The organism is Deinococcus arboris (assembly GCF_009755355.1).
Lineage (GTDB): Bacteria > Deinococcota > Deinococci > Deinococcales > Deinococcaceae > Deinococcus > Deinococcus betulae.
Map to the genome: position 1 here is coordinate 42,050 of NZ_WQLB01000010.1, position 16,157 is coordinate 58,206.

The 16,157-nt window shown below is 68.8% G+C and carries 20 protein-coding genes; 9 read left to right on the top strand and 11 right to left on the bottom strand.

Annotation, left to right across the window (positions count from 1 at the left end):
- The first annotated feature begins 79 nt into the window (after positions 1–79).
- From GO986_RS09410 to GO986_RS09425, 4 genes are all read left to right on the top strand, one after another.
- On the top strand, positions 80–706 hold the full coding sequence (locus GO986_RS09410) for a DNA-3-methyladenine glycosylase family protein (RefSeq protein ID WP_157459038.1): 627 nt from the start codon (positions 80–82) through the stop codon (positions 704–706).
- 25 nt (positions 707–731) lie between these two features.
- Positions 732–1,319, top strand: a complete 588-nt coding sequence (locus GO986_RS09415) for an NUDIX domain-containing protein (RefSeq protein WP_157459039.1) — start codon at positions 732–734, stop codon at positions 1,317–1,319.
- Positions 1,277–1,939, top strand: coding sequence for an IMPACT family protein (locus tag GO986_RS09420; RefSeq protein WP_369409266.1), 663 nt, complete (start codon positions 1,277–1,279; stop codon positions 1,937–1,939). Before GO986_RS09415 ends, GO986_RS09420 begins: the two co-directional genes overlap by 43 nt.
- Before the next feature lie 80 nt (positions 1,940–2,019).
- A complete protein-coding gene (locus GO986_RS09425; RefSeq protein ID WP_157459040.1) occupies positions 2,020–4,866 on the top strand; it encodes a hypothetical protein in 2,847 nt (948 codons plus the stop codon).
- On the opposite strand, the gene GO986_RS09430 is transcribed toward GO986_RS09425, so the two are convergent.
- From GO986_RS09430 to GO986_RS09440, 3 genes are read right to left on the bottom strand one after another with little or no spacing between them, the layout of a single operon-like run.
- On the bottom strand, positions 4,867–5,352 hold the full coding sequence (locus tag GO986_RS09430) for a hypothetical protein (protein WP_157459041.1): 486 nt from the start codon (positions 5,350–5,352) through the stop codon (positions 4,867–4,869).
- 24 nt (positions 5,353–5,376) lie between these two features.
- Entirely contained in the window at positions 5,377–5,874 is a 498-nt protein-coding gene (locus tag GO986_RS09435; protein ID WP_157459042.1) for a COG4315 family predicted lipoprotein, read from the bottom strand.
- Positions 5,871–6,677, bottom strand: coding sequence for a diguanylate cyclase domain-containing protein (locus tag GO986_RS09440; protein ID WP_157459043.1), 807 nt, complete (start codon positions 6,675–6,677; stop codon positions 5,871–5,873). The genes GO986_RS09435 and GO986_RS09440 overlap by 4 nt, the downstream gene beginning before the upstream one ends.
- Positions 6,678–6,755: 78 nt before the next feature.
- Between GO986_RS09440 and ispF the strand changes: the two genes are divergently transcribed.
- From ispF to GO986_RS09465, 5 genes are all read left to right on the top strand, one after another.
- On the top strand, positions 6,756–7,241 hold the full coding sequence (ispF, locus tag GO986_RS09445; RefSeq protein WP_157459044.1) for a 2-C-methyl-D-erythritol 2,4-cyclodiphosphate synthase: 486 nt from the start codon (positions 6,756–6,758) through the stop codon (positions 7,239–7,241).
- Entirely contained in the window at positions 7,238–7,708 is a 471-nt protein-coding gene (locus GO986_RS09450) for a tRNA (cytidine(34)-2'-O)-methyltransferase (protein ID WP_157459045.1), read from the top strand. The genes ispF and GO986_RS09450 overlap by 4 nt, the downstream gene beginning before the upstream one ends.
- A 59-nt stretch (positions 7,709–7,767) precedes the next feature.
- A complete protein-coding gene (locus GO986_RS09455; protein ID WP_157459046.1) occupies positions 7,768–7,995 on the top strand; it encodes a hypothetical protein in 228 nt (75 codons plus the stop codon).
- Positions 7,992–8,552, top strand: coding sequence for a DUF2087 domain-containing protein (locus GO986_RS09460; protein WP_157459047.1), 561 nt, complete (start codon positions 7,992–7,994; stop codon positions 8,550–8,552). Before GO986_RS09455 ends, GO986_RS09460 begins: the two co-directional genes overlap by 4 nt.
- Positions 8,553–8,889: 337 nt before the next feature.
- On the top strand, positions 8,890–10,137 hold the full coding sequence (locus tag GO986_RS09465; RefSeq protein ID WP_157459048.1) for an aminopeptidase: 1,248 nt from the start codon (positions 8,890–8,892) through the stop codon (positions 10,135–10,137).
- A gap of 199 nt (positions 10,138–10,336) precedes the next feature.
- Here the strand turns inward: GO986_RS09465 and GO986_RS09470 are convergent, their stop codons facing one another.
- The 8 genes from GO986_RS09470 to GO986_RS09505 form a co-directional block, all read right to left on the bottom strand.
- Positions 10,337–11,257 carry a ferritin-like domain-containing protein gene (locus tag GO986_RS09470; protein ID WP_157459049.1) on the bottom strand — a complete coding sequence of 307 codons (921 nt, stop codon included), beginning with the start codon at positions 11,255–11,257 and terminating at the stop codon, positions 10,337–10,339.
- Positions 11,258–11,424: 167 nt separating this feature from the next.
- Positions 11,425–12,003 (bottom strand): MerR family transcriptional regulator, encoded by a 579-nt coding sequence (locus GO986_RS09475; protein ID WP_157459050.1) that lies wholly within the window; start codon positions 12,001–12,003, stop codon positions 11,425–11,427.
- Positions 12,003–12,275, bottom strand: coding sequence for a hypothetical protein (locus GO986_RS09480; protein WP_157459051.1), 273 nt, complete (start codon positions 12,273–12,275; stop codon positions 12,003–12,005). Before GO986_RS09480 ends, GO986_RS09475 begins: the two co-directional genes overlap by 1 nt.
- Positions 12,276–12,320: 45 nt before the next feature.
- Positions 12,321–12,674 carry a hypothetical protein gene (locus GO986_RS09485; RefSeq protein ID WP_157459052.1) on the bottom strand — a complete coding sequence of 118 codons (354 nt, stop codon included), beginning with the start codon at positions 12,672–12,674 and terminating at the stop codon, positions 12,321–12,323.
- 96 nt (positions 12,675–12,770) lie between these two features.
- The gene (locus GO986_RS09490) at positions 12,771–13,763 is read right to left on the bottom strand and encodes a malate dehydrogenase (RefSeq protein WP_157459053.1); all 993 of its coding nucleotides are present in this window, start codon (positions 13,761–13,763) and stop codon (positions 12,771–12,773) included.
- Positions 13,764–13,850: 87 nt separating this feature from the next.
- Positions 13,851–14,243, bottom strand: a complete 393-nt coding sequence (locus tag GO986_RS09495) for an Imm10 family immunity protein (RefSeq protein ID WP_198170556.1) — start codon at positions 14,241–14,243, stop codon at positions 13,851–13,853.
- Position 14,244: 1 nt separating this feature from the next.
- Complete coding sequence (locus GO986_RS09500; protein WP_369409269.1) at positions 14,245–15,066, bottom strand: enoyl-CoA hydratase/isomerase family protein; 822 nt, start codon at positions 15,064–15,066, stop codon at positions 14,245–14,247.
- 95 nt (positions 15,067–15,161) lie between these two features.
- Positions 15,162–16,097 (bottom strand): ABC transporter substrate-binding protein, encoded by a 936-nt coding sequence (locus tag GO986_RS09505; protein WP_157459056.1) that lies wholly within the window; start codon positions 16,095–16,097, stop codon positions 15,162–15,164.
- Between the last annotated feature and the right edge of the window lie 60 nt (positions 16,098–16,157).

A 16,157-nucleotide genomic window follows, 5' to 3' on the forward strand; every position in this document is an offset into this window, starting at 1 on the left:
CGCCCGGCCACCACAGGCCGGGCGGTTTTTTGTGGGGTCTGGCGGCGCGGCCGCTGGGGAAGTGCCCGACAATGGGGTCATGGCCGCGCCCCCCAGTCCTGCCCTGACCACCCACGCTGAGGCCATCACCCACCTCTCGCTTGACCCGGTGATGGCCGCCGTCATCGCCCGCGTGGGCGACCTGCCTGTCCTGCCGCCGACCCCTGACCCCTTCACTACGCTGGTGCGCAGCGTGACGGGCCAGCAACTGAGCGTGAAGGCCGCCGCCAGCATCTACGCCCGCGTGCAGACCCTGCTGGGCGCCGTGACCCCCGAAACGCTGCTGGCCGCTGACCCCGAGGCCCTGCGCGGCGCGGGGCTGTCGTGGGCCAAAGTCAGGACAGTGCAGGCCATCGCGGGCGCGGCGCAAAGCGGCGCCGTAGAATTTGCCCACCTGGGTACCCAGGACGATGAGGCCGTGATTGCGGCGCTGCTGCCCCTGCCGGGCATCGGCCGCTGGACCGCCGAGATGTTTCTGATGTTTGGCCTTAGCCGCCCGGACGTCTTCAGCCTGGGCGACCTGGCGCTGCGCCAGGGGCTGGCCCGGCTGTACCCGGAGACCCCGCCCGCCGAGGTGCTGGCCGCCTGGGCGCCGTACCGCACCCTGGCCGCGCGCTACGTCTGGGCGGACAAGGCGCTGGCCAGGGCCGGCGGCGCGCCCGTTTAGGGGCCGCCCCTGCTAGCCTGCGGCCATGCCTGAGCATCCCAACTGGGCCACCCTGACCGAGGACGACGCGCAGCCCTGGCAGACCCTGGAATCCAGGGTGCTGGTCAGCGGCTTCCGCACCGTCTACGAGGACCGCGTGCAGGTCAGCAGCGGGGTGGAGACCCTGTACCAGTACCGCCCGCGTGGGCCGCGCGCCGTCTTCGTGCTGCCCGTGACCGCGCAGGGCGAGGCCGTGCTGATTCGGCAGTACCGTTATCCCCTGCGCGCCACCGTGACCGAAGTGGTGGCAGGCGGCGTCGAGCGCGGCGAGGAGCTGCACCACGCCGCCGAGCGCGAATTGCAAGAAGAGGTGGGCGGCGTGGCGGCCGAGTGGCTGGCGCTGCCCGGCTTCTATCCGCAGCCCAGCATCAGCGGGGTGGTGTTTTATCCTTTTCTGGCGATGGGCGTGACCCTCGGAGACACCGCGCACGAGGCCACCGAAACCATCGAGCGCGTGGTCCTGCCGCTGCGCCAGGCCTATGCGCTGCTGGAAACGGGCGGTATTCAGGACGGCGCCAGCAGCCTGACCCTGTGGCACGCCCGCGCGGCCCTGACGGCGCGGGGGCTGCTCTGACGGCAGACCTCCCGGCGCCCTACACGACGCTGGCCGGGCCCTGGCGCGAGGACCTGCTGGCCGAGAACAGCGAGTTTCTGGCCTTCGCCGACCGCGCCGAGAGCCCGGAGGAGGCGCTGGCGCAGTTGGCCGCCTTTCGGGCGCGCTACCCGGACGCCACCCACCACTGCTGGGCCTACCGCATCGGGCGCCTGTACCGCTTTCACGATGACGGCGAGCCGGGCGGCACGGCAGGCGCCCCCATCCTGAAAGCCATCGAGGGCCAGGGGCTGGACCGGGTGATGACCGTGGTGGTGCGCTATTACGGCGGGGTCAAGCTGGGCACCGGCGGGCTGGCCCGGGCCTACGGCGGCGCGGCGGCCGCCTGCCTGCGCGCGGCCCCGAAAACAGAGGTGCGGCCCCGGCTGACACTGTGGGTCACCGTGCCGTTTGACCACCTGAGCCGGCTGTACCACCTGCTGGGCAGCCTGGACGCTGTGCGCGGCCAGGACACCTACGGCGCGGCGGGCGTGACGCTGGAAGTATCTGTCTTTCCCGAGGACGCCCCCGACTTTGTGGCGGCGCTGCAAGACGCCACGCGCGGTGCGGCCACCGCCGACCCCCACCCCCCGGCCTCTTAAGCCCCCTGTGCCCGCCGCCTGCCCACCGCTCCCCCTGCCCCGCCCCTGCGGCGCGCTACCATGAGAGGCGTCCCCAGCCAATGTCTAACCTTTCCTTTCCCCCCTCTCCCCTGCTCCAGCCTGCGCCGGTCACGCTCCGCACCCTGGGCGACCTGCACCTGGGGGACTTCCGGAAGGTCAAATCGCTGCTGATGCTGGCCATCGTGGCGCTGGACGGCCCCACCAGCCGCCGCCACCTGGCGGCGCTCCTCTGGCCGCGCGCCGCCAAGCCTGAAGCCAGCCTGCGCGTGGCGCTGCACGCCCTGCGGGAGTCCTGCCCCGGCGCCCTGTCCGGCGAGGAGCGGCTGGATACAGCCCTGCCCTGCGACGCAGCGGCGCTGCTGACCCTGCGCGGCGAGGCGGCGGTGCAGGCGTACAGCGGCGCCTTTCTGCCGGACCTAAAGGTCGAAGGGGTCTCAGCCGAGTTCGAGGAGTGGGTTGAAGGCTGGCGCCAGCGCCTGGCGCGGCACGTGCAGAGCGAGGCCCTGCTGCTGGCCGAGCGCAGCGAGCCCGGTCAGGCGGCGCAGTGGGCGGCACGCGCCTACGACCTGCCGGGCGCCCCCCCCGCCGAGCCAGATACCCTGCGCCGCCTGCTGGCCCTGAGCGCCCCGGCCAGCGCCCTGGAGGCCGCGCTGCGCACCGAGCTGCGCGAGCTGACCGGCCGCCGCGCCACCGACAGCCTGCCCGCGCCCCGGCGCGCCACACGCATGATGGGCCGCGAGGCCGAGCTGGACACCCTGCTGGCCTGGGCCACGCAGGCGGGCGGCGGGGTGGCGGCCGTGACCGGCCCCGGCGGCATCGGCAAATCCACCCTGGCCCGCGCCCTGCTGCGCGAACTGACGGTGCTGGGCCGCGCCGTGACCCTGGTCGACACCGAGGGCGTGACCCATGCCAGCGAGGTCGCCGCCCGCCTGGCCGCCGCGCGTGGGCAGCCCGGCGGCGACTGGGCCGCCCTGGGGGGTAGCCTCAAGGAAGGCGCCGTGGTGCTGCTGGACGGCCTGGATGACCTGGACGACCTGGAGGACCTGCGCCGGGGCCTCACGCAGCTGCCGGGCACGCGCTGGGTGCTGACCGGACGCCGCTCGCGGCTGGGCCGCACCACGGCTCCGCAGGCAAGAGGCGACCTGCTGCTGGCCCTGGGCGGCCTGGAGCGGCCGCCCCCCGAAGCTTCGTGGCTGGACGTGGGGGTGTGCAGCGCGGTGCAGGTGTTTGTGCGCGAGGCCGCGCGGGTGCGGCGCGACTTTGTGCTGAACGCCCAGAACGCCGGCCTGGTCGCCAGCCTGACCCGCCGCCTGATGGGTCACCCCCTGGCGCTGACGCTGGCCGCGTCGTGGCTGCGCGTCGAAGATCTGGACGCCGTGCATGCCCGCATGCTTCAGGAAGCCGGCGCCCTGCGCACCGCCGACGGCGACGGCGACGGCCGGCGTGGACTTCAGGTGGCCGCGCAGCGGTCGTGGGCCATGCTCAGCCCGGCCCTGCAGGCGGCGGCCCTGCGCCTGAGTGCCGGCGCCGACTTTGACCCCGCCGACAGCGCCGCGCTGGGTGTGCCCGCCGACGCCGTAGACGCCCTGCTGGGCCACGCCTTTCTGGAAGCCTACCTGCCCGGCAGCGAGCGGCTGCGCCTGTACCCGGCCCTGGACGGTCTGATGGGCGCGCAGGCGGCCCTGCACCCCGCACTGTACCGCGAGGCCCAGGCGGCGCACGCCCAGCACCACCTGGGCCGCTTTCTGGCCCTGGCCCCTGAAGACCCGGCCACCGACCCTGAACGCAGCAACCTACACCTGGCCATGCAGGCGGCCCTGCGCGGCGGCACCTTAGCGGCCGCCCACGCCGAGCATCTGCTGGCCCACTATGACCGCCGGGGCATGCACGCCGCCGGCATGGACGCCCTATTTGCCCTGAGCGACCTGGCTGAAGAGGTCAGCGCCCCGCCCGAGGTCCAGGCGGCGCTTCAGGTAGGCTGCATGTGGCTGGCCTACCGCGCAGGCCGCTTGCTGGACGCGCAAACGCTGGCCGCCGCCTTCTTGCAGGGGCCGCTGGCGACCCTGCCGGGCAGCCGTATGAAGGTGCTGAACACGTTGGCGTCGGTGCGCGGCGTTCAGGGCCAGATGCGCGCCTCGGCGGACCTGACCCGACAGGCCCTGAGTCTGGCTCAGAGCTTAGGGGATGAGGCGCGGGAGCGCTTCTACCGCCTGAGTCTGCTCAGTTCTCTTTCCTTTCTGGGAGAAGAAGAGGAACTTCAGCGGCAAATGCAGGTGGTTGAGGCGGGCTTGTCCGAGCTGCCCGAGGCGCAGGCCTGGCAGACCCGGCAGACCCTGCTCCACCTGCGCGCGCTCTCCCATGTCGCGGACGCAGCCCTCCTGAGGGAAGCGGAGGCCATTGCCCAGTGGGCCGCCGATCGGGGGCATGTCTTTCTCAGTGTTCATGCCCTCCTCAATGGGACTGCCGCTGCTCTCACCCTGACCCAGTGGCGAGACGCCGAAAGGTGGCTTGAGCAGGCGCGCCGCCTGGTGGACACCACCCAGCCCTCCGAACTGGCCGTAGAATTGCTGCGCTTTGACGCACAGGTGAAATATGCCAAAGGGCGCAGCCCCCAGGCTCGCCGCGCTGCCCGTGACGCTGCAGCGCTGATTCGGCAGCGGGGCAACCCCTGGGAAGCCTACGAACTCCTGTTGGTCACCGCTCCAGACCTCTCCAGCTGTGGCCCAGAGCCGCTGGGGACCTTCCTCTGCCAATTGGCCGGGTCACCGAATGTCCATATGGAGCAGCGGCGACGCGCTCGGGCCTTACTCACCGGATTGTCCTGGCCAGTCCCTGTTCTGTCCTCAGAAGCCGCTGCGCCACTTCACCAGACCTTGACGGCCTGGCTTGAACAGCAGTTGAGCTGATCAGGGCCCCCAGACTGGCGGCGGAAATCCGCCTACGTCCCCATCGCCACCGGGCTCTGTGGTGTTTGTTGGTGCGTCTGGCGGGTTCATCCCCACCCTTGCCGGCTGGAACATCGCGGGCTGCACGTCGCTGGCCCCCGAAGCAGGTATCCCCGGCACGTAGTATAGCGGCCAGCCCTGGTACAGCATCTGCTCCCAGGGCCGCACGGGGTCGCCTTCGCGCGCCTGACTGGTGATGTGCTTTTCGAGGTCATCGGGCAACTGGTCAGGGGACAGCACCGGCATGGGCACGTACTGCAGGACAAAGTCCTGGTTGTACTGCGGCCAGCTGGGCGCAAAAGGAACCTCGTACTGGCCCCCGTACGCCTGGGCCAGCGGGGCAAACACGTACAGGGCCAGCGGCTCGCCTGCGTGGCTGACCGCGTACAGACGGCCGTCGAAGGTGGTCAGGGCCAGAAACTTGAGGGGCTGCTCGGTTTGGGTCATAGCACTCCTGGAATGGAAAGAGGTTTAGGGGCCGTGCCGCTCGGCGCCCGGAGGGGGCAGCGGGGCCTGGGTGGCCAGCACCGGCTCAAACAGATGCGCCGCCACCCCGCCCGGCGGGCGGCCAGGGTGGTCGTAGGCATAGAGATACAGCGGCCAGCCCTGGTACGTCACCTGGTCCCAGGTGCGTAGCCCGTACAGGTCGCGCGCCTGCGCGCCCACCAGCGCGGTCACGCTGGCCTTGACCGGCAGCGGCGCTGGCAGCGGGACGTAACTGTAGACAAACAGTTTCAGGTGTTCGGGCCACTGGGCGGCGTAGGGCACGCGCTCGCCGCACAGCACCGCCGCCTGCAGCGGCACAAACCGGTAAACCGGCAGCGGCCCGCGCGGCGTGGCCACGTGCAGCGCGCCGCCGTGCAGGCACAGTTCACGCAGGTCGGCGGGCGGCAGCGGGCGCAGCCGGGCCAGGCCCAAGCCGCGTCCACTGGTGCGGGCGGCCCCAGGCGCGGCATAGATTCGGCTCAAGGGGTCACCAGATGGGTGCGGCGCGGGTCAGGTGCAGGCGACTGCGCCGGGCGCCCCTGCCGCAGCAGATGGCCCAGTTCGGCGGCCAGCCCACCGCGCCGCGTCCAGCGCTGGCGGCCCAACCGGCGCTCGGCGGCGCCGAGCAGGTCTGTCAGGGTGGTGCCGTCGTGCGGCGCGTGGGCCAGCGCGAAGGCAAAGGCGCTGCGCCGCAGCCGCCCCGGCACCCCCAGGGTGGCCAGTTGCCCGCCAAACGCCGCCTGAAGCGGATGCAGGTGCCCAGGCTGAAGCCGCTGCGGCGAACACAGCACGAACGAGTCGCCGCCCAGCCGGTACACCTGCGCCGGCCAGTTGCGCGCGGCGTGGGCCAGCACCCCGGCCAGCGCGCACAGCACCTGGTCGCCGGCCGCCTGGCCGCTTCGCCGGTTCAGCGCCGCCAGGCCGTCAATGTCCAGCAGCGCCAGGGTGGCGGGGGCCGGAGCGTCGGCGGCGTCCAGCAGCAGGGCGCGGCGGTCAGGCAGACGTGTCAGGGGGTCGGTGTGGTACGCCTGCACGTCTTCCAGCACCGCCAGACGCTCGCCGCCCGGCAGGGTCCTGAGCAGCATGCGGCACACCCGCCGCTCGCCATTCGGGGTGGTCAGACGGGTGTGGTGCGCGCCGTCGGGGCGCTCAAGCAGTGGGGCCGGCAACGGACCATGCCCAAACACCCGCACGAAGGCGCGGTTCAGCCGCGCGGGGTGCCCGGTCACCCAGTACACGGCGGGCAGCGGCAGGTGTTCAAACAGGTCGTTGTCCATGTGTTTCATTCGCGGCGTCCCCCTGTGACCTGCAGCGTGCCGGGCGGCGCGTTACCGCAGCGTTAACGCGGCTCTAGACTGCGCCCCATGTCTGTCCTGCCCTTCCGAATTGGCTACGGAGAAGATGCCCACCGCCTTGAAGTGGGGCGGCCGCTGGTGCTGTGCGGCGTGCCGGTGCCCCACGCCGAGCTGGGCGCTGTGGCCCACAGCGACGGTGACGCCGCCCTGCATGCGGTGGCCGACGCGCTGCTATCGGGGTTAGCCCTGGGCGATATCGGGCAGTATTTCCCCGACACGGCCCCGGAGTGGCGCGGCCTGGACTCGCGCCAGATCGTGGCGCGCGCGCTGGAGCTGGTGCAGGCGCGCGGCTACGCTCCGGCCAACGTGGCGCTGGTCGTCACGCTGGACCGGCCCAAGTTGGGGCCGCTGCGCGCCGAGCTGGCCCGCACCCTGGCCGAGTTGCTGGCGCTGCCCGAAACCGAGGTCGGCGTGAGCTTTAAGACCTCCGAGGGCCTGGCCCCGGCGCACGTTCAGGCGCGGGCGACCGTGCTGCTGACGCAGGTGGCCGGATGAGCGAGGTGCCGCCTCCCCTGCTGCGCGCCGTGCTGTTTGAACCCGAAAAGGCGGGCAACGTGGGCAATGTGGCGCGCACCTGCGCCGTGCTGGGCGCCGAGCTGCACCTGATCCGGCCATTCGGCTTTCACCTGCACGACCGCGAGTTCCGGCGCGCGGTGATGGACTACCTGCAGGGCGTCGAGCTTCATGAACACGCGAGCTGGACGGCCTTTCAGGGCACGCTGGCGCCAGACGCACGGGTCTGGGCCTTCAGCACCCACGCGCAGACCCTGCACACCCGCGCCGGGTTTGTGCGCGGCGACTACCTGCTGTTTGGCCCCGAGTCGCGCGGCCTGCCCACCTGGCTGCGCGGCGCCCTGCCTGCCCTGAAACTGCCGCAGCCGGGCGGCGGACGCAGCCTGAACCTCTCGGTGGCGGTGGGCGTCGCGGCGTTTGAAGCTGGGCGCCAGATCGAAGGCTGGTAAGCCACACGGCTCATTTCGACAAATATCGAATTGTTCAAAATGATTCGAGGAGGCTCGAAATGACCGAGGCGATGGAACGTATGAACAGGCAATACCGGCACATTCTTCAGGGCTTACAGGCCAATGCCGAGCGGGACGTGCGCCTGGCGCGGGCCGCAGGGGACCTGCAAGCCACAGCCAAAGCCCAGGCGCGTCTAGACACGCTGCGCGCCGCGCTGGACATCTACGCGGCGTCGCATCTGGTGGCACATGGCACGCGGCCCTGGCCCCCACCAGAGCGCCCGTGAGCGCCGAACTGACCCGCACGGCGGCGCTGTTCCGCGCCCTGTCGCACCCAGCCCGCCTGAGCCTGCTGCGTCTGGTCTGGACCCAGGAAGCCAGCGGCGAGGGGCTGGCGCGCCTGATGAATCTGGCGCCGGCCACCGTCAGCCACCACCTCGCGCAACTGACGGAAGCGGGGCTGCTGACCACGCGCCAGGACGGGCATCACCGCCTGCACCGCGCGGCCACCGCCACACTGGACCTGCCTCTGGGTGACCTGGTACGCGGGGCCGCCACCCCGCCCTCCAGCAGCGATCCCTACGAAGGGCGCGTACTGCGCGCCTTTTTCAAGGAGGGCCGCCTGACGGTCCTGCCCGCCCAGCACAAGAAGCGGGACGTGGTGCTGCGCGAACTGGCCAGCCTGTTTGACCCAGGCCGCCGCTATCCCGAGCGCGAGGTCAACGCCGTGCTGGGCGAGGTCTACAGTGACGTAATGACCCTACGCCGCGAGCTAGTGGGCCTGGGCGTGTTGGCACGCGAAGCTGGGGTGTACTGGCGCCCTGAGGCCACGCCCCTGGCATAGACGGCACGCAGAGGCTTGAGTGCCTGAATGTTTTAGAAAGCTGGCGCCTACCCAGCGCGAGCAGCCCCTCCGCCGACCGTCACAGACAGCCCAGAAACCCAGATCATGAGCGCCAAGCCCTGGGCGGTCTGCCAGAGGCCGGTGCTCCCGGCACCCTGCGCTTCCCCGCACCGCAGCAGGAGACCGAGCGCCCGCCCAAGCCAGGACAGCAAGCAGTGGCTTGAAGGTGACTGCGCCCCACCTCATCACAGAGGCGGCTCTGGAGTTGTGCAGAGCCTGGCGCACCCTCCACTGGACCGCTGCGGTCCTCTGGCCTCACGCCGCTAGAGTAAAGGCCATGACACAACCCAACTTCGACACCCTGCTTGCCCGCTACGCCGACCTGCTGGTCCATACCGGCGTCAACTTGCAAGCCGGCGGCAAGGTCCGGGTCAGCGCGCCGGTGGAGGCCGCGCCTCTGGCCCGCTTAGTGGCGCGCGCCGCCTACCGCGCGGGCGCCGCCGACGTGCGCGTGGTGTACGAGGACGCCCACCTGGCCCTGGCCCTGTACGAGGACGGCCAGGACGAGGCAGTCAGCTTTGTCCCCGAGTGGTTCTCGCGCGAACGTGAAGCCATGATGGACGACGGGTACGCCTCAATTGCCATCGTGGGCGAGGATCCTGGGCTGCTGGCCGGGGCTGACCCGGCGCGCGTCGGGGCCCGCAGCAAGGCGCTGGCCCAAGCCCTGCGGCCAGTCAGTGAGGCGGCGGCCAGCTTCCGCATTAACTGGACGGTGGGCGCGGTGCCCACCCCGGCCTGGGCGGCGCGCGTCTTTCCAGAGCTGTCCCCGGAAGAGGCCGTCGCGCGGCTGTGGACCGATATTTTCACCGTCACCCGCGCCGACCAGCCCGACCCGGTGGCCGCGTGGGCCGCGCACACAGAGCGCCTGGCCCGCCTGACGGACCTGCTGAACGCCCGGCAGTACGCCGCCCTGCACATCCGCAGCGAGCTGGGCACCGACCTGACGGTGGGGCTGGCCGACCATCACGTCTGGCAGGGCGGCGCCGAAACCGCCCAGAACGGCGTCCGTGCCGTGCCCAACCTGCCCACCGACGAGGTGTTCACGGCCCCCCACCGAGAGCGGGTGGACGGCTGGGCGGTGGCCAGCAAGCCCCTGAGCGCCCGTGGCCAGGTTATTGAGGGCATTCGCATGCGCTTTGAAGGAGGCCGAGCGGTGGAATTCAGCGCCCGGCAGGGCGAGGACACCCTGCGGCAGCTGATGGCCACCGACGAGGGCGCGCTGCGGCTGGGCGAGGTGGCCCTGGTGCCCGCCTCGGCGCCCGTGGCGCGCACTGGCACACTGTTCCTGAACACCCTGTTCGACGAGAACGCCGCTTCTCATATCGCCCTGGGCCGCTGCTATCCCACTAACGTGCAGGGCGGCCAGACCCCGGAAACCCTGCGCGCCGCCGGGGGCAACGCCGACAGCCTGATTCACGTGGACTGGATGATCGGCACCGCCCAGACCGACGTGGACGGCATCACCGCCAGCGGCGAGCGCGAAGCCCTGATGCGCGGGGGCGAGTGGGTGCTTGCACTGGACTGATCCAGCCTCCGATTGAACCGAGCAGAATGTCGGGTGGAATCCGAGCAGAGAGAGAAGGAACCGATGCGGATTGCGCGATCTAGAAGCTTTCCGGGTGTGCTGCAATTCAGCGGCACACATATGAAGGCCCTGACGACCCGACCAGCACAGCAAAAGGGCGCGCAGATTTCTCCGCGCGCCCCCTTTTTGCCGCCGCTGGTTACAGGGCGAGAATCTGGCTGAAGTCGCCGCTGAGGCCGTCGGGGAAGAAGCCGCCCTTGACGGCGCCGGGGGCCAGGAACACGATGTTCCCCACCTGACGAGGCGTGCGGCTGTAGGCGATGCCGTTGCTGTCGGCCAGCACGATGTTCGCCGCGCCCGCTTCCACGATGCCCTGATCGGTGTCCAGGGCGCCGTCCACGCTGTCGCGCAGGTTGCTGATGGCCTGCACCACATCGGCCACCTTCAGGGCAGAGGTCACGTCCGTGTTGCGCTGCTGGTACAGCAGGGTGCGGATCATCCCGGCGTGGTACGCCTCGACGGCCAGAATGCCCGCCGCATTTTCCAGGTTGCCGCCCGCACTGGTGTCGGTCAGCAGGCGCGCGGCGCCCTTGTAGGCGCTGACGCCCACGTCCTCGAAGATAAAGGCGCCGTGCAGGAAGAACAGGTCGTTGGCAAAGGGGTTAAAGCCGGTGATGGCTCCGCCCGACGCCGCCGCGCCCGCCGCCGCAAAGGCCGGCCCCAGGTCCAGGGTGGGCTGCGCCACAGCGCCAAAGCCCAGTACCTTGCGGATGATCTTGACGTGGTTCAGCTCGTCGGTGGCGACCTCGTTGGCGTAGGCGCGCACATCGGCCGACTCGAACTTCACGCCGTCGCCGTTCTTGCCAGTAAAGCCAGCGGGCAGGATGACCTTGCTGCTGTTGCCGCCAGCCGCGTCCAGTTCCTGCAAGCGGCCCACGGCGGCCAGATAGAACGCGGCTTCTAAGTATTCGAGGTTCAGGGCAAAGTTGAAGATGGTGCCGTCCAGGTTGGGCCGGGCGCCCATGCCCATCGCGGGGGCGCAGCCCGCCAGCAGACCGGTAGCGGCGGTCGCGCCGGCCACGCCAAGAAACTTGCGGCGGTTAAACGTGTCGTTGCTCATGGGAATCCTCCAGCGAAAAAGGGAAGTCGAAAGGCCGATGAAGCAACAAGGACACCCCAGCCGTCCGGGTCGGACAGCCCTGTGTGATGTCGGTTCTCCGTTCAGCCTTATGCCGCTTGCCTCTGGTTGGATTGCGTCGGGGTGAGGTGTGAAGGGAGCGTGAAGGGTCAGCTGGGCAGCTCTGGAACAGGCTGACCAGCTAGAGCCACCGCCAGCGCGCGGGCCTGTTCCAGTTGCTGGACGAGGGTGACCTGCTTTTCTTCCAGCCGGGTGATTGCCGCCTGAACCTGGGCCAGCACGGTGGTTTTGAGCTGCTGGACCTGTTCGGGGGTGGGCTGATCTGCCTGCCGGTACACAGACATCATCCACTCGCCCTGTGTGGCCAGCCCGACAAGCCGCTGTCCATTCAAGAAGGCGCGCACCTCGTCCAACGTCAGGCCCAGCGCCTGCCACTCCTGCACCCCACGCAATTCAATGACGTTGTGCAGCAGAAACCGGAACCGGCTGCCCACCCGCAGCGGATGGAGCAGGTCTTCGCGCAGCAGGTGACGCACGGTGGTCACCGGCAGGGTCATCAGGGCGGCAAAGCGGCCAATACCGACCCCGCGCGGGTCCAGCAGGGCTTCAAAAACCTCAGGCCCGCCGCAGAGGGTCTCCAGCCCGGCGCGCGTTGCCGGGGGCAACTGGGCCAGATTGTCTCTGGAAAAGGCCACCAGTGTACGGAACTGCGCTTCAGTCAGGGCCATTACGCCAGCCGCCGAAGAGGCACGATGACCTGCCAGTGGGGGCAGCGCAGGTGAGAGAGGCGAAGACGGGTCATGCGGATTCCGCTGAATTGCCGCACAGCCGGACAGGCACCGTCTGCGCTTTCATATCGCGCAATCCGCATCTGTTCCTGCTCGCTCTCCTGCGCAGCTTTCCAAGTCCACTCGGAGTGCATCGGGGTCCGTATCCGTCGAGCTTGCCGCGCGGCCTCGTGCCGGGCCAGCAACGCCGGCGTCCAGTTCGGTTCAATCATGCAAACCCTCCGGCCCCCAGCGTCAAACGTGCAGTCCACTGCATGTCAAGCCCGGTCGCTGAGCACAGTGAGCTGATACCCGGCCCACTCCAGCCAGAAAGCGTGCAGGGCACGCAAGCAGGTGACTTCCGCTTCTTGGGTCTGGGCAGAGGGCCGGCCTGCCAGCCACGCCTGGCCGAGTTGAGCCTTCGCTTGCAGAAAGGCGCTGTGATGCCCCGCCGTACCGCCGATGTTCTCCTGCACGGCCTCCCAGTCAAAGGCGAAGTGGGCCCGGAGCCACTCATTCAGGCGGTCTTGCAAGTCAGGGTGGGGGCCGCTGGGCAGCAGTGCCGTTACGTCCTGCTCCAGCCAGCGGGCAAAACGGGCTTCGAGTGCAGCGCGGCGTTCTGGGGAGGGCATGGCCTCAGCACAGCATAGCCAGAGGCCGTCAGCACGCGGCAGTCAACAAAAAGAGCGGCCCCACATCGGAGCCGCCCCTCTTGCCTGCTGCCTGCTTTACTTCACCAGGCCGAGTTTGCGCACTTCATCGCGCTCTTCTTCCAGTTCCTTGGCGGTGGCGTCCATCTTGCCCCGGCTAAAGTCGCTGACGTCCAGGCCCTGCACAATTTCGTACTGGCCGTTCTTGCAAGTGACGGGGAAGCCGTAGATCAGGCCTTCGGGCACGCCGTAGCTGCCGTCACTGGGAATTCCCATGCTGACCCACTCACCCTCAGGGGTGCCCAGCGCCCAGTCGCGCATGTGGTCAATGGCGGCGCTGGCGGCGCTGGCGGCGCTGCTCAGGCCACGGGCTTCAATGATCGCGGCGCCGCGCTTGGCGACGGTCGAGATATAGCTGTTCTCGTACCAGTCGCGGTCCACCTGGTCCAGGGCGGGCTGACCGTTCACGGTGGTCTGCGACAGGTCGGGGTACTGCGTGGAGGAGTGGTTGCCCCAGATCGTCAGGTTCTTGATGCTGCTTACAGGCTGCCCGGTTTTCTCGGCCAGCTGCGAGATGGCGCGGTTGTGGTCCAGACGCACCATCGCCGTGAACTGCTTCGGGTCCAGGTCGGGGGCGTTCTGCTGGGCAATCAGGGCGTTAGTGTTGGCGGGGTTGCCCACGACCAGCACCTTCACGTCCCGGCTGGCCACCGCGTTCAGGGCCTCGCCCTGCGGCTTGAAGATGCCGCCGTTGGCGCCCAGCAGGTCGCCGCGCTCCATACCGGCCTTACGGGGCATGGCGCCCACCAGCAGGGCGTAGTCGGCGTCCTTGAAGGCCACCATGGGATCGTCACTGGTCACGATGTCCGCCAGCAGAGGGAACGCACAGTCGCGCAGCTCCATGACCACGCCGTTCAGGGCCTTGAGGGCCGGGGTGATTTCCAGCAGTTGCAGAATGACGGGCTGGTCCTTGCCCAGCATGTCGCCGGACGCGATGCGGAAGAGCAGGCTGTAGCCAATCTGGCCGGCGGCGCCGGTCACGGCGACACGGACGGGTTGCTTGGTGGTCATGGGGTTCCCTCCTACAGGAATGGTTTTTCGGCCCACAATAACGCGGGCCGGGCGCATGGGGGCCAAGTTCCCCGGACAGAGACAGGGCTAAGCCAGCTGAAATACAGGCGGGAGGCGGTCAGCCATGACCCGCTGCAAGCCGCGTTTTAGCTCGGCAGAAGCGGCTTCAGTCAGATGCAACTTCAGTTGGAATACAGAGGTGCCCAGCACACCCGCCGCCTCTTGGTCCAGGTGGAGTTCGAGAACAGCCGCCGACAGGATGCAGGCTGTCACGCCCCCGTATACAACTGCACCGTTGGCCCGCACCAGACAATAGGTCTCCATGCCCAGGGCCATCTCCTGTTCATCCTCAAACAGCGCGCGCTGAAGCTCCAGCCACTCCTGTGGGTCGTCTGGGTGATCACTCAGGACCACTGCGAACGTCTCCAGGTCTTCAAGTTCACCGACAAACACGGCGTTGACGTCAAAGGTCACAGTCATTCTAAATCGGTGCATCTTTCTGAAACTTCGGCTCCCGCTTTTCTCGCAGGCTGCTCAGACCTTCCTGCACATCTGGGCCAGTAAAGCCCAGGAATTCCAGCGCCAGGCTGGCGTCAAAGGTGGGGCCCATCGCGCGCAGCCAGTTGTTCAGGGCGTACTTGGTCCAGCGGATGGCGGTGGGACTGCCGGCGGCCAGTGTCCGGGCCACCTTCCAGGCACGGTCCAGCAGCTCATCGTCAGGCACGCTGAGGCTGACCAAGCCAATGCGCTCGGCCTCCTCGCCACTGACGGGTTCGCCGGTCAGCAGGTGGTACTTGGCCTTGTTCAGCCCGCACAGCAGGGGCCAGATAATCGCGGCGTGGTCGCCTGCCGCCACCCCCAGACGCACATGCCCGTCCAGCAGCCGCGCCGACCTGGCCGCCACGCTGACATCGGCCAGCAGCGCCACCGCCAGCCCCGCGCCGACGCAGGGGCCGTGAATGGCACTGACGATGGGCCGCGAGCAGTTGATGACGTTATAGACGAGGTCGCGCGCTTCCTTCCAGACACGGGCCAGCGCAGTAAAGTCGCTGGCCATCTCTTCAATCAGGGTAAAGTCGCCGCCCGAGGAAAACCCCCGGCCTTCGCCACGAATCAGCACAGCCCGGACACCCGGCGTGTCGTCTATATCGCGCCACACGCGCGTCAGGGCGCGGTGGGCGCCTGCATCCACCGAGTTCAGGGTCTTCTCGCTGCGGATAACAATTTCCAGAATGCCGCCGTCGTGCAGTTCAAGGGTCAGGCCGGGGTACTGGCCCAGCGCGGTCAGGGTCTCAGGATTCACTCTGGCAGGGTACGGCAGCCGCCTGCCGAGGAGAGCAGGCTAGCCAGAGGCGCGGCCCCTCATTTCAGCAGGGACCGCATCATGAGACATGCTTCCTAGCGCCGAATCAGTTTGGCCAGGGCTTCGGCGCGTTTCAGGTCGGTCAGGGGCCCGCTGGAGGCTTCCTGCGGGTCCAGCGGATAGGTGAACACCGGCTTGCCCAGGCGCTTCAGCACCTCATCTGTGGCGTTGCGGGGCACCATCTGGCCGTTGTTCAGGCGGCGCAGAATCAGCACGCGGTCGGTCTTCAGGGTCAGCAGTTCCTCAGTATTGAGCTGCTTGAAGCTGATGCTCGGGTCAATGCCGGCCGGCGTGTTCAGCGTCAGGCCCAACGTGGCGAGGTTCCGGCTGAAGGAGAAACCGCGCCCCAGCACCATGATGGAATTAGGCTCGTACATATACAGCAGCGTGGTGTTCGGCGCCGCCTTGCTGACCGCTGCCAGTTGCGCTTTCAGAGTGGCAATGCGGGCGTCATAGGTCTGCAAGTAGCGCTGGGCCTGGGCCGACTTGCCAAACAGGCGGCCCAGTTCGCTCAGGGCCGTGCGCCAGGGCAAGGTGTCGTAGTTGTAGGCCAGGGTGGGGCCGTACTTTCTGATGGTGTCGTAGGTGGCCCGGCTGCTCTCTTCTCCGTCCATCAGAATCAGGTCGGGTTTCAGAGCCGTCATCAGCTCGGCTGAGGGCTGGTTGTACGCGCCCACGAACACCGCACTTTGCAGGCTGCCCTTGGCCAGAGTGCTCAGATTCTGTGCCGGCTGACCCAGACGCCCTTCGACGCGGCCCGAGCCAAACCCCACCGCCTTGATGCCCAGCACACTGAGCAGCTCCGCCTGCTCCTCGCTGAGCGTCACCACGCGGGCTGGGGTCTTCTGAAATGCCAGGGTGCCCAGGCTGTGCTTGATAGCGAGGGGAAAGGAACCTGCGGCCCAGGCACCCGCAGCGGCGAGACAGCCAGAGGTGAACAGCACATAGGAGGCCAGACGAACACGGGTCATGTCTTCATGCTGCCTTAATCCGACTAGCTCAGTCAACTTTTACCAGGCAGTAGGCCCCTC